The following is a 13,066-nucleotide window of genomic DNA, read 5'->3' on the forward strand; positions in this document are numbered from 1 at the left end:
AGTTATTCCTCGATTTCATTCAGGTTGCGTCCCGCCAGGGCGGCTTTCACCGTCTGGTTCATACGACGGGCGGCAAAGGCATCGGTTACTTGTGAAAGGCGCTTGGTCTGTTGTTCGATGGCATAGCCATCGGTGCCTTTCATCAATTGGGCCAGCTCCTGCATCTGCAGGTCGATGACCAGGCGTTCTTCAGCATCCAGCAGGCGCTCACCGTCCGCCTCAAGCGCGCCCTGCACCGCTTCAAGCAGACGCTGGGCATCGACTTGCTGCTCACGCAACACACGGGCGACCTTATCGTCACCGGCATACTGGAACGAATCCTTGAGCATCTTGGCGATTTCGCCGTCAGTCAGGCCGTAGGACGGCTTGACCTGAATGCTGGCCTCAACGCCCGAACCTAGTTCGCGTGCAGCTACGCTGAGCAGGCCGTCGGCGTCGACCTGGAAGGTCACGCGGATCTTCGCCGCACCCGCGACCATGGCCGGGATGCCGCGCAATTCAAAACGCGCCAGGGAGCGGCAGTCGCTAATCAGCTCGCGCTCGCCCTGCAGCACATGGATCATCATGGCCGTCTGGCCATCTTTGTAAGTAGTGAAGTCCTGGGCGCGGGCGACGGGAATGGTGGTGTTGCGCGGAATCACCTTCTCCATCAGGCCACCCATGGTTTCCAGGCCCAGGGACAACGGAATCACGTCGAGCAGCAACAATTCGCCACCGTCACGCTTGTTGCCGGCCAGGGTATCGGCCTGGATCGCAGCCCCAATGGCCACCACTTGATCCGGATCGATTTCGGTCAACGGCTGGCGGCCAAAGGCTTCAGCCACCGCTTCGCGAACCCGTGGCACACGAGTCGAGCCGCCAACCATGACCACCGCACCCACTTCTTCCAGCTCAATGCCGGAATCACGAACCGCACGACGACAGGCTTTCAGACTGCGGGCAACCATTGGCTCGATCAGCGCATCAAAGGCGTCACGGGTCAGTTGGGCCGACCAGGAGCCGTAGGAAACTTCAACAGATGCGGCGTCGGTCAGGGCTTCCTTGGCGGCGCAGGCGGTTTGCAGCAGATTGCGCTGGGCGCCAGGATCCAAGTCGGCGGACAAGCCGGCGCTGGTGATAATCCAACCGGCGATGGCGTGGTCAAAGTCATCACCGCCCAGGGCACTGTCGCCACCGGTAGCCAGCACTTCAAACACACCGCCGGTCAGGCGCAGGATCGAAATATCAAAGGTGCCGCCGCCCAGGTCGTAAATCGCAACCAGGCCTTCAGCGTGCTGGTCCAGGCCGTATGCCACGGCGGCCGCAGTCGGCTCGTTGAGCAGGCGCAACACATTGAGGCCAGCGAGTTTCGCTGCATCCTTGGTGGCTTGACGCTGAGCATCGTCGAAATAGGCAGGAACAGTGATTACCGCGCCAACCAATTCACCGCCCAAGGTGGTTTCTGCACGCTGGCGCAGCACCTTGAGGATATCGGCCGATACTTCCACCGGGCTTTTCGGCCCCTGGATAGTGTCGATGAACGGCATATGGGATTCGCCGCCGACAAAGCGATATGGCAGTTGGTCGCCCAATTGCTTGACGTCGGACAACCCACGACCCATCAAGCGCTTGACCGACAGCACGGTATTGAGCGGGTCGGTAGACGCCGCCAGTCGAGCGGACTCGCCCACTTCGGTGCGATCCGCGTGATAGCGCACCGCCGACGGCAGGATCACCTGGCCATCAGCATCGGGCAACGGCTCGGAGAGACCGCTGCGCAGTGCGGCGACCAGTGAATTGGTAGTACCCAAGTCGATGCCAACCGCCAGGCGACGCTGGTGCGGTTGAGGACTTTGGCCGGGTTCGGCGATCTGCAGTAGAGCCATGGTAATCAGGTCTTATCTGTCTATCAGGCGTGCAATCTGTGCAGCACTGGGTTAATCGTCGAGGCGCTCTTCTAGCTGGCGCACTTCGTAAGTGAGCTTGTCGAGGAACTGCATGCGCCGCATCAGGCGTTCGGCCTGCTCACGTTGCGCTGCATCGTCCCAACAGGCTGCGAAGCTTTCGTTGAGTGCATCCTGGGCCACTTTCAGACGCCGCTTGAAGACCGCGACGCCAGCCAGATCGGCCTCGTCCTGCAGGTCTTCGAGCTCTTCACGCCATTGCATCTGCTGCATCAGGAAATCAGGGTCATGGACCGTGACTTCCAGCGGCATTTCGCCACCACCCATGGCGAGCAGGTAACGCGCGCGCTTGGGAGGGCTTTTGAGCGTCTGATAGGCTTCGTTGAGGCTGGCTGACTGCTCCAGCGCCAGGCGCTGCTCACGCTCGGAAGCGTCGGCAAAGCGATCCGGATGCACCCCACGCGCCAATTCACGGTAGCGCGTGGCAAGCTGCTCGAGGTCCAGGCGAAAACTCGGCTGCAACTCGAATAAAGCGAAATGACAAGGAGTACCCACAAATAGCCTCAGATGTTGAAGCTTTCGCCGCAGCCACATTCACCGCGCACGTTAGGGTTGTTGAACTTGAAGCCTTCGTTCAACCCTTCCTTGACGAAATCGAGCTCGGTGCCGTCCAGGTAGGTCAGGCTTTTCGGGTCGATGATCACTTTCTCGCCGTGACTTTCGAACACCTGATCTTCCGCAACCACCTCGTCGACGAACTCCAGCACATAGGCAAGGCCGGAACAGCCTGTGGTGCGCACACCCAGACGAATCCCCTCACCTTTACCGCGCCCATCCAGGGAGCGTCGCACGTGCCGCGCAGCCGCTTCTGTCATGCTGATAGCCATCGTTGACTCCTTACTCGTCGCCAAATGCTTAGATCAAGCCTTTCTTCTGCTTGTAGTCGCGAACGGCCGCCTTGATGGCGTCCTCTGCAAGTACCGAGCAGTGAATTTTCACGGGCGGCAGGGCCAGCTCTTCAGCCAACTGGGTGTTGCTGATAGTGACAGCCTCATCCAGGGTCTTGCCTTTCATCCATTCGGTCGCCAGGGAACTGGAGGCGATGGCTGAACCGCAGCCGTAGGTCTTGAACTTGGCGTCTTCGATAACGCCAGCGTCGTTGACCTTGATCTGCAGGCGCATGACGTCGCCGCACGCCGGGGCGCCGACCATGCCGGTGCCCACATCAGGATCTTCCGCGTCCATCTTGCCGACGTTGCGCGGGTTTTCGTAGTGGTCGATGACCTTTTCGCTGTAAGCCATGGTACTGAATCCTCACTCATCAGGGCCGCTCTGGAACCCTGTAAAAACGCCTGCGTTTTCCGCCACGTTCCTACAGAGCTTGGGTGGCGGCTTCTATATTTAGTGTGCCGCCCACTCGATCTTGGAAATATCGACACCGTCTTTGTACATGTCCCACAGCGGCGACAGGGTGCGCAGCTTGGTGACCGCTTCGCAGACTTTCTGCGCTGCGTAGTCGACTTCTTCTTCGGTGGTGAAACGGCCGAACGTAAAGCGGATCGAGCTGTGTGCCAACTCGTCGTTGCGGCCCAGGGCACGCAGGACGTAGGACGGCTCGAGGGAGGCCGAGGTGCAGGCCGAACCGGACGAAACCGCCAGGTCCTTGAGCGCCATGATCAGCGACTCGCCTTCGACGTAGTTGAAGCTCAAATTCAGGTTGTGCGGTACACGGGCGGTCATGCTGCCGTTGATGTACAGCTCTTCAAGGTTCTCGACCTGCTTGTAGAAGCGATCGCTGAGGGCCTTGATGCGCACGTTTTCGCCAGCCATGTCTTCCTTGGCTACGCGGAAGGCTTCACCCATGCCGACGATCTGGTGGGTCGCCAGGGTGCCAGAACGCATGCCGCGCTCGTGACCGCCGCCGTGCATGGTGGCTTCGATACGTACGCGAGGCTTGCGGCTCACGTACAGCGCACCAATGCCTTTAGGGCCGTAGGTCTTGTGGGCCGAGAACGACATCAGGTCGACTTTCAGCTTGGACAGGTCAATGTCGACCTTGCCGGTAGACTGGGCAGCATCGACATGCAGCAACACGCCTTTGGAGCGGGTCAGCTCGCCAATGGCGGCGATGTCGTTGATGGTGCCGATTTCGTTGTTCACGTGGATCACGGAAACCAGGATGGTGTCTTCACGCATCGCGGCTTCGATCATGGCCGGGGTGACGATACCGTCAGTGGTGGGCTCGAGGTAAGTCACCTCGAAACCTTCACGCTCCAGTTGGCGCATGGTGTCGAGGACAGCCTTGTGCTCAATCTTGGTGGTGATCAGGTGCTTGCCCTTGGTCGCGTAGAAATGCGCGGCGCCCTTGATTGCCAGGTTGTCGGACTCGGTGGCACCGGACGTCCAGACGATTTCACGCGGGTCGGCATTGACCAGGTCGGCGACCTGGCGACGAGCGTTTTCCACCGCCTCCTCGGCTTTCCAGCCGAAAACGTGGGAACGGGACGCCGGGTTGCCGAAGTTTCCGTCAACCAGCAGGCATTCGCTCATCTTTTGCGCGACACGCGGATCAACCGGGGTGGTCGCTGAGTAATCAAGGTAAATCGGCAATTTCATGGACTTTCTCCTAAATCAGGCTGGCTGGCGTGCCGTTAGCTCTTCGGCTGTCACTCGACGGCGGACGCTTCAATCTTGTCCAGACGCGGCGCCTTGGTATTGCATCGGCGCTGGTCCTGACGCTGGGCTACTTCCTGCACCTCACGGCGAGTCACAAGATCAGCCAAGCTGATACCGCTCAAAAACTCATGGATCTGCAGGCTCAGGTCACACCACAAGTGGTGCGTCAGGCAGGTGTCGCCGGCATGGCAATCACCCAGGCCCTGGCACTTGGTGGCATCGACGGATTCATTGACCGCATCGATCACCTGGGCAACCTGGATGCCCTGCATGTCGCGGGACAATTGATAACCGCCGCCCGGGCCACGCACACTGGAAACCAGGTTGCTGCGGCGCAACTTGGCGAACAGTTGCTCAAGATAAGACAGGGAAATGCCTTGGCGCTCGGAGATATCGGCCAGGGACACCGGCCCGTTTTGCGCGTGCAAGGCCAGATCGAGCATGGCGGTCACCGCGTATCGGCCTTTTGTAGTCAGTCTCATGGACAAGTACCAAGGTGTTTCAGAATGGGAGCAAGTATGCGATTCCCGAGTATTTAAGTCAACTATAAGACCTAGTACTTTAGTCAGGAATACCCGTAAAAAGGGCGCGCGAATCATAGCAGGGTGGGGTGGAATCGAACAGCAGGAACCTGGCGAGGGCCAAACCTCAAGACCAACGGAGGTCAAATGCGTGAGCGGGTTAGCCTGCAATGGCGGTGGATCAGCCGCCCATGGGGTGACTGGCAGACCGCTATCACCGGCAAGCCAGCTCCCACAGGGGATTTTATCGATCTTAAAACCTAACCGGCCTTGCTGGCACCGGCCTCATCCTTGATCTCGGCGAAGTCTTCTTCGCGCAACTCAGGCAGATCTTTCGCACAGTAAGGACTACCCAGATCTTTCAACGCGCCGCACATGCCATCCAGCTTGCCGTCCACCGCCTGCAGGTGGTCGAGCAACTGGCCAATGGCGCGTGCCACCGGATCCGGCATGTCTTCGCTGACGCCATAAGCGTCGAAGCCGATCTTCTCGGCCATGGCCTTACGCTTGGCCTCCTGCTCAGTGCCGACTTCCGGCTTGACGATGATCCGCCCCGGAATCCCCACTACGGTTGCGCCTGGCGGCACAGCCTTGGTGACCACGGCATTGGAGCCAACCTTGGCACCGGCACCGACCGTAAACGGGCCCAGGACCTTGGCGCCCGCCCCGACCACCACACCATCCTCAAGGGTCGGGTGACGCTTACCCTTGTTCCAGGTGGTGCCGCCCAGCGTCACGCCCTGGTACAGGGTCACGTCATCACCAATCTCGGCCGTCTCACCAATCACGATGCCCATGCCATGGTCGATGAAGAAGCGACGACCGACCTTGGCCCCCGGATGAATCTCGATCCCGGTCAGCCAGCGGCCAAAGTTCGACACCAGCCGCGCTAACCACTTCCAGCCCATGCCCCACAAGACGCCGGACAAGCGGTGAATCCAGATCGCATGCATGCCCGGGTAGCAGGTCAGCACTTCAAAGGCGTTGCGCGCCGCCGGGTCACGATGGAAAACACTTTGGATATCTTCTCGCAGACGCTCGAACATTTTTAATCCTTCCGCTTCAGAAGCTCGCCACGGGCCGCTTTCAGGGTCTCCGTGAGGATGCCACGCAATATATTCATCTCTGCCCGGCTGACCGAGCTACGCCCGTAAAGCCTTCGCAGGCGCGCCATCAAGTGCCTCGGTTTTTCCGGATCGAGGAATTCGATGGCCACCAGGGTTTGCTCCAAGTGCTCATAGAACCGTTCCAGCTCATCCATGGTGGCCAATTCGCCACTTTTGGTGGATGCAACCTCGTCCTTCTCCATTTTGCTCGGCTGGCCTTGTGCTGCCAGCCAGGCCATGCGCACTTCATAACTCAACACCTGCACCGCTGCCCCGAGGTTCAGCGAGCTGAATTCGGGGTCTGATGGGATGTGCACGTGATAATGACATCGCTGCAGCTCGTCATTGGTCAGGCCAGAGTCTTCACGACCAAACACCAAGGCGATTTCGGCGCCGCCAGCCGCCTCTTCGACCATTTTGGCCCCGCATTCGCGGGGATCGAGCAGCGGCCAGGGGATACGGCGGTCGCGGGCGCTGGTGCCAAGCACCAGATTGCAACCCACCAGGGCATCTTCCAGGGTGGCGACGACCTGGGCTTTTTCCAGGAGGTCATTGGCGCCGGAGGCACGAGCGTCGGCTTCGTGGTGCGGGAACACACGCGGCTCCACCAGCACCAGGCGCGTCAGCCCCATGTTTTTCATGGCCCGCGCCACCCCGCCGATATTGCCGGGGTGACTGGTATTGACGAGGACGACACGAATGTTTTGCAGCAAGGGAGGCGCTCGCGGACACGGGAAAGGGGAGCAAATCTTACAGAACAGCCTAAGGTTATGCCATGAAAGCGAACGTCGTCCTTCACCTGAAGAAAGTTTCTGCTAGAATGCTCGGCTTTCTTTAACAACCTTAGGTGACACATCCATGCAGCCCATGCTGAATATCGCGCTGCGCGCCGCCCGCAGCGCCAGTGAATTGATCTTCCGCTCCATCGAGCGCCTGGATACCATCAAGGTCGACGAAAAAGACGCCAAGGATTATGTATCCGAGGTGGATCGCGCCGCCGAACAGAAAATCATCGACGCCCTGCGCAAGGCCTACCCTACCCACGGCATCCTCGGTGAAGAAACCGGCCTGCACAAAGGTAGCGGCGAAGGCGAAGACTACCTGTGGATCATCGACCCACTGGATGGCACCACCAACTTCCTGCGCGGCATCCCGCACTTTGCCGTAAGCATTGCCTGCAAATACCGTGGCCGCCTGGAGCACGCCGTGGTCCTGGACCCGGTTCGCCAGGAAGAATTCACCGCCAGCCGTGGCCGTGGCGCCCAACTGAACGGTCGTCGCCTTCGCGTCAGCGGTCGCACCAGCCTGGACGGCGCCCTGCTGGGCACCGGTTTCCCGTTCCGTGACGACCAGATGGACAACCTGGAAAACTACCTGGGCATGTTCCGCGCCCTGGTTGGCCAGACCGCCGGCATCCGCCGCGCCGGTGCCGCCAGCCTGGACCTGGCGTATGTGGCCGCCGGTCGTTTTGATGCGTTCTGGGAGTCGGGCCTGTCCGAGTGGGACATGGCTGCAGGCGCCCTGCTGATTCAAGAAGCCGGCGGCCTGGTGAGCGACTTCACCGGTGGTCACGACTTCCTGGAGAAGGGTCACGTGGTTGCAGGCAACACCAAATGCTTCAAGGCAGTCCTGACGGCGATCCAGCCGCACCTGCCGGCTTCGCTGAAGCGCTAAGCGAGCGAGCACAAAAAAGCACCCTTAGGGGTGCTTTTTTGTGCCCGGGATTTGGCCAAGAACCAATGCCCACTGACCCCACTGTGGGAGCTGGCTTGCCTGCGATAGCGGTTGGCCAGCCAACTTGCTTAATACTGACCCGCCGCTATCGCCGGCAAGCCGGCTCCTACAGGATATGTCGGTTACTGCTGATTCTGGCCGAGGATCAGGCGACCCTCTTTATCCACAGGGATCTGGCTACCCGGATCACGCTCCATGCGCACCGATCCTTCCTTGCCATCCAGGTTGTAACGCACGTCATACCCGACCACCTTGTCGCTGATGTCGTTGACGGTGTTACAGCGAGTTTGCGTGGTGGTGTAGGTATCACGGTTCTGCATGCCTTCCTGAACCTTGTTACCGGCATAACCGCCACCCACTGCGCCGGCTACGGTGGCAATCTTCTTGCCAGTACCGCCGCCGATCTGGTTACCCAGCAGGCCGCCTGCCAGGGCGCCGACCACCGTGCCGGCGATTTGATGCTGATCCTGCACCGGACGCTGCCGGGTCACGGTGACGTCCTTGCAGACCTCACGGGGAGTTTTGATCTGGGTCTTGACCGGCTGCACCGCCAGCACTTGCGCATACTCAGGGCCGCTTTTTACCAGGCTGTAGGTGGCAACAGCACCCCCGGCAGTCACACCGACAGCACCCAATACCGCACCAACCAGTAACGACTTGTTCACGTGAACCTCCTGACCATCACAAGCGGACTGAAACGTCCGCGCTATACCCAGCCTTGGAGCAAAAAAAAAGGCGCGAGTTCAATACTCGCGCCTTCTTTGCAACAGTGGATCAACAAACACCCATCAAGGGCGGTCGTCGACCTCCTTGTCGGTCGCAACAGGAGGAATCAGGTCTTCGCTGTTGAGGTTCAGCCAGATCAACACCACGTTGGCGATGTAGATCGACGAGTAGGTGCCCGCCAGGACGCCGATAAACAGCGCCAGGGAGAAGCCCCACAGGTTGTCGCCACCGAAGATCATCAGCGCGGCAATCGCCAGCAAGGTGGAAATCGACGTCGCCATGGTGCGCAACAGGGTCTGGGTGGTGGAGATGTTGATGTTCTCGATCAACGTCGCCTTGCGCAGCACCCGGAAGTTCTCGCGAACCCGGTCGAATACCACGATGGTGTCGTTGAGGGAGTAACCAATGATCGCCAGCACCGCCGCCAATACCGTCAAATCGAAGGTGATCTGGAAGTACGCCAGGATACCCACGGTCACGATCACGTCGTGGATCAGCGAGACAATGGCACCGACGCCGAACTTCCACTGAAAGCGGAACGCCAGGTAGACCATGATGCCGGCCAGCGCCATCAGCATGCCGAGGCCGCCCTGGTCGCGCAGCTCTTCACCTACCTGCGGGCCGACGAACTCGACGCGCTTGACCGAAGCCGGGTTATCGCCACCGACCTTGAGCAAGGCCTCGGCCACCTGGTGGCCCAGTTGCGGGTCTTCACCCGGCATCCGCACCAGCAGGTCGGTGGTCGCACCAAAGCTCTGCACGATCGCCTCGTGGTAACCGGCCTCGTTCAGTTGGGTACGCACCTTGGTGACATCGGCCGGCTTCTCGTAGGTCAGCTCGATGAGCGTACCGCCGGTGAAGTCCAGACCGTAGTTCAGGCCCTTATGGAACCAGCTGAACAACGCCAGGACGGTAAGGAGCACAGTGACGCCGAACGCAACGTTGCGAACGCCCATGAAGTTGATTGTACGTAACATGGCAGCCCCTTAAATCCACAACTTCTTGAAGTCACGCCCGCCAAAGATCAGGTTGACCATTGCGCGGGTCACCATGATGGCCGTGAACATCGAGGTAAAGATACCGAGGGACATGGTCACCGCAAAACCCTTGACCGGGCCGGTGCCCATGGCAAAGAGAATCCCGCCGACCAGCAATGTGGTCAGGTTGGAGTCGAGAATCGCGGTAAATGCCCGGCCGAAACCTTCGTTGATTGCCCGTTGCACGCTCATGCCCGCCGCGATCTCTTCACGAATCCGCGAGAAGATCAGCACGTTGGCGTCCACCGCCATACCCATGGTGAGTACGATACCGGCGATACCCGGCAGGGTCAGTGTAGCCCCCAGCAGCGACATCAAGGCCAGCAGCAGCACCATGTTCACCGCCAGCGCAACCGTGGCAATGATGCCGAAGAAGCGATAGATGGCGATGATGAACAGCGAAACGAACAGCATGCCCCACAGGGAAGCGTCGATACCCTTGGTGATGTTGTCAGCACCCAGGCTCGGACCAATGGTGCGCTCCTCGGCGAAGTACATCGGTGCCGCCAGGCCACCGGCCCGCAGCAGCAATGCCAGCTCGGAGGACTCACCCTGGCCGTTCAGGCCGGTGATACGGAATTGAGCACCCAACGGCGACTGGATGGTCGCCAGGCTGATGATCTTCTTCTCTTCCTTGAAGGTCTGTACGGCTACGTCTTTCTCGACGCCATTGACCATTTGCTTGGTGTAGGTGGTCACCGGGCGTTGCTCGATGAAGATCACCGCCATGCTGCGACCGACGTTGCTGCGGGTGGCGCGGCTCATCAGTTCGCCACCATGACCATCCAGGCGGATGTTCACTTCAGGCGTGCCGTGCTCGCCAAAACCAGCCTTGGCATCCGTCACCTGGTCACCGGTGATGATCAGGCCACGCTCGATCTGCGCTGCTGGGCGATTGCCCTCGCGGAACTCGAACATTTCGGAAGTAGCCTTGGAAGCGCCCGGCTCGGCAGCCAGGCGGAACTCAAGGTTGGCGGTCTTACCGAGAATCCGCTTGGCTTCAGCGGTGTCCTGCACGCCTGGCAGCTCAACCACGATGCGGTTGGCGCCCTGGCGCTGGACCAGAGGCTCGGCCACACCCAGCTCGTTGACGCGGTTACGTACCGTGGTCAAGTTCTGCTTGATGGAGTATTCACGGATTTCCGCCAGCTTGGCCGGGGTCATCGCCAGACGCAGCACCGGCTGACCATTGAGGTCGGCAGGAACAATGTCGAAATCGTTAAAGCTTTTGCGAACCAGGGCGCGTGCCTGTTCACGGGTGGCTTCGTCAGCAAAGCCCAGCTGGATGGCACCGTTGAGCTGCGGCAGGCTGCGATAACGCAGGCGCTCTTTGCGCAGCAGGCTCTTCACATCGCCTTCGTAGACTTTCATGCGTGCATCGAGGGCTTTGTCCATGTCCACTTCCAACAGGAAGTGCACACCACCGGACAAGTCCAGGCCCAGCTTCATCGGGTGCGCGCCGAGGCTGCGCAGCCATTGCGGAGTGGTTTGTGCCAGGTTCAGTGCGACTACATAGTCATCACCCAATACCTTGCGCACAACATCCTTGGCCGGCAATTGGTCTTCTTGCTTGGCCAGGCGCAACAAACCGCCCTTGCCGTTGGGCGTCAGGCTGGAAGCCTTGACCGTCAAGCCGGCTTCGGTAAGCGCCTTGCTCGCGCGCTCGAGGTCGGCATCGGTCACTTGCAACGACGTGCTAGCGCCGCTGATCTGGATCGCCGGGTCATCTGGATAGAGATTGGGAGCGGAATAAATAAAACCGATCGCCAGCACCGCCAGGATCAGTACGTATTTCCACAGAGGGTATTTGTTCAGCATCACGCCGCCCGCTTATGACGCGGGGCGCCTTGCGCGCCCCGTCGATTGGTAAAAGTTGTTACTCAGATCGCTTTGAGCGTGCCTTTTGGCAGCGTGGCGGCGATGGCGCCTTTCTGGAACTTCATTTCAACGGTGTCGGAGACTTCCAGTACCACGAAAGCATCGGAAACCTTGGTGATCTTGCCAGCGATACCGCCGGTGGTGACCACTTCGTCGCCTTTTTGCAGGCTGCCCAGCAGGTTTTTCTGCTCTTTGGCGCGCTTGGCCTGTGGACGCCAGATCATCAGGTAGAAGATGACCAGGAAGCCGACCAGGAAAATCCACTCGAAACCACCGCCCATAGGACCGGCAGCGGCCGGTGCAGCGGCGTCAGCCATAGCGTTAGAGATAAAAAAGCTCATTTAGCACTCCAGTTGCAAATAGTGAATCTTAGGGTCGGGAAACTCAGTCCAAGGGCGGCACAGGCAGCCCGCGCTTGGCATAGAAGGCATCGACAAAGGCGGCCAATGTACCCTGTTGAATAGCCTCGCGCAAACCAGCCATCAGGACTTGGTAGTGACGCAAATTGTGGATGGTATTCAACATGCTACCCAGCATTTCCCCGCATTTGTCCAGATGGTGCAGATAAGCACGGGAGAAGTTCTGGCAGGTGTAGCAATCACAGGTGGGATCCAGCGGCGAATCATCATGGCGATGGAACGCGTTACGGATCTTCAGCACGCCTGTATCAATGAACAGATGCCCATTGCGGGCATTACGGGTTGGCATCACGCAATCGAACATGTCCACACCGCGGCGCACACCCTCTACGAGATCTTCTGGTTTGCCAACGCCCATAAGGTAACGAGGTTTGTCAGAAGGCATCAGGCCTGGCAGGTAGTCCAGCACCTTGATCATTTCGTGCTTGGGCTCGCCCACCGACAGGCCGCCAATGGCCAGGCCATCGAAGCCGATCTTGTCCAGGCCTTCGAGCGAGCGCTTGCGCAGGCTTTCGTGCATGCCGCCCTGGACGATGCCGAACAACGCGGCAGTGTTGTCGCCGTGGGCATTCTTCGAACGCTGGGCCCAGCGCAACGACAACTCCATGGAGATCCGCGCCACGTCTTCATCGGCCGGGTACGGCGTGCACTCGTCAAAAATCATCACGATGTCTGAGCCCAGGTCACGCTGGACCTGCATCGACTCTTCCGGCCCCATGAACACCTTGGAACCGTCCACCGGCGAGGCGAAGGTCACGCCCTCCTCCTTGATCTTGCGCATGGCGCCCAGGCTGAACACCTGGAAACCACCGGAGTCGGTGAGGATCGGGCCTTGCCACTTCATGAAGTCATGCAGGTCGCCATGCTTCTTGATCACTTCGGTGCCCGGGCGCAGCCACAGGTGGAAGGTATTGCCGAGGATGATCTCGGCGCCGGTGGCGACAATGTCACGCGGCAGCATGCCCTTGACCGTGCCGTAGGTGCCGACCGGCATGAACGCCGGGGTCTCCACGGTGCCACGGGGGAAGGTCAGGCGGCCGCGACGGGCTTTACCGTCAGTAGCCAACAATTCAAACGACATACGAC

General features: G+C 59.8%; 14 protein-coding genes. 1 reads left to right on the forward strand and 13 read right to left on the reverse strand.

The annotated features are described in order from the left end of the window. Positions 1-2 precede the first annotated feature (2 nt). From hscA to trmJ, 8 genes are all read right to left on the reverse strand, one after another. Complete coding sequence (gene hscA, locus HBO12_RS19475) at positions 3-1,865, reverse strand: Fe-S protein assembly chaperone HscA (protein ID WP_170042972.1); 1,863 nt, start codon at positions 1,863-1,865, stop codon at positions 3-5. Positions 1,866-1,916: 51 nt separating this feature from the next. Beyond that, a complete protein-coding gene (hscB, locus tag HBO12_RS19480) occupies positions 1,917-2,438 on the reverse strand; it encodes a co-chaperone HscB (RefSeq protein ID WP_169956309.1) in 522 nt (173 codons plus the stop codon). A gap of 8 nt (positions 2,439-2,446) precedes the next feature. After that, complete coding sequence (gene iscA, locus HBO12_RS19485) at positions 2,447-2,770, reverse strand: iron-sulfur cluster assembly protein IscA (protein WP_010565230.1); 324 nt, start codon at positions 2,768-2,770, stop codon at positions 2,447-2,449. A 28-nt stretch (positions 2,771-2,798) separates the two neighbouring features. After that, positions 2,799-3,185 carry a Fe-S cluster assembly scaffold IscU gene (gene iscU, locus HBO12_RS19490; RefSeq protein WP_028617851.1) on the reverse strand — a complete coding sequence of 129 codons (387 nt, stop codon included), beginning with the start codon at positions 3,183-3,185 and terminating at the stop codon, positions 2,799-2,801. A 99-nt stretch (positions 3,186-3,284) separates the two neighbouring features. Then, on the reverse strand, positions 3,285-4,499 hold the full coding sequence (locus HBO12_RS19495; RefSeq protein WP_169956307.1) for an IscS subfamily cysteine desulfurase: 1,215 nt from the start codon (positions 4,497-4,499) through the stop codon (positions 3,285-3,287). A gap of 50 nt (positions 4,500-4,549) precedes the next feature. Next, on the reverse strand, positions 4,550-5,041 hold the full coding sequence (iscR, locus tag HBO12_RS19500) for a Fe-S cluster assembly transcriptional regulator IscR (protein WP_003210305.1): 492 nt from the start codon (positions 5,039-5,041) through the stop codon (positions 4,550-4,552). A gap of 299 nt (positions 5,042-5,340) precedes the next feature. After that, the gene (gene cysE / locus HBO12_RS19505) at positions 5,341-6,126 is read right to left on the reverse strand and encodes a serine O-acetyltransferase (RefSeq protein WP_170042973.1); all 786 of its coding nucleotides are present in this window, start codon (positions 6,124-6,126) and stop codon (positions 5,341-5,343) included. Between the two features lie 2 nt (positions 6,127-6,128). Continuing rightward, complete coding sequence (trmJ, locus tag HBO12_RS19510) at positions 6,129-6,899, reverse strand: tRNA (cytosine(32)/uridine(32)-2'-O)-methyltransferase TrmJ (RefSeq protein WP_170042974.1); 771 nt, start codon at positions 6,897-6,899, stop codon at positions 6,129-6,131. 145 nt (positions 6,900-7,044) lie between these two features. Here trmJ and suhB point away from each other — a divergent pair, with 145 nt between their 5' ends. Beyond that, entirely contained in the window at positions 7,045-7,860 is an 816-nt protein-coding gene (gene suhB / locus HBO12_RS19515) for a type III secretion system regulator SuhB (RefSeq protein WP_003175971.1), read from the forward strand. A 182-nt stretch (positions 7,861-8,042) separates the two neighbouring features. Here the strand turns inward: suhB and HBO12_RS19520 are convergent, their stop codons facing one another. The 5 genes from HBO12_RS19520 to tgt form a co-directional block, all read right to left on the reverse strand. Next, the gene (locus HBO12_RS19520; RefSeq protein ID WP_029298576.1) at positions 8,043-8,585 is read right to left on the reverse strand and encodes a glycine zipper 2TM domain-containing protein; all 543 of its coding nucleotides are present in this window, start codon (positions 8,583-8,585) and stop codon (positions 8,043-8,045) included. 123 nt (positions 8,586-8,708) lie between these two features. After that, the gene (gene secF, locus HBO12_RS19525; protein WP_169956302.1) at positions 8,709-9,623 is read right to left on the reverse strand and encodes a protein translocase subunit SecF; all 915 of its coding nucleotides are present in this window, start codon (positions 9,621-9,623) and stop codon (positions 8,709-8,711) included. A gap of 9 nt (positions 9,624-9,632) precedes the next feature. Further along, entirely contained in the window at positions 9,633-11,501 is a 1,869-nt protein-coding gene (gene secD / locus HBO12_RS19530) for a protein translocase subunit SecD (RefSeq protein ID WP_169956300.1), read from the reverse strand. 62 nt (positions 11,502-11,563) lie between these two features. Next, positions 11,564-11,902 carry a preprotein translocase subunit YajC gene (yajC, locus tag HBO12_RS19535; RefSeq protein WP_003175975.1) on the reverse strand — a complete coding sequence of 113 codons (339 nt, stop codon included), beginning with the start codon at positions 11,900-11,902 and terminating at the stop codon, positions 11,564-11,566. 43 nt (positions 11,903-11,945) lie between these two features. After that, entirely contained in the window at positions 11,946-13,061 is a 1,116-nt protein-coding gene (gene tgt / locus HBO12_RS19540; RefSeq protein ID WP_032858353.1) for a tRNA guanosine(34) transglycosylase Tgt, read from the reverse strand. Positions 13,062-13,066 lie beyond the last annotated feature (5 nt).

It is taken from the genome of Pseudomonas sp. WS 5059, from assembly GCF_012985525.1.
Lineage (GTDB): Bacteria > Pseudomonadota > Gammaproteobacteria > Pseudomonadales > Pseudomonadaceae > Aquipseudomonas.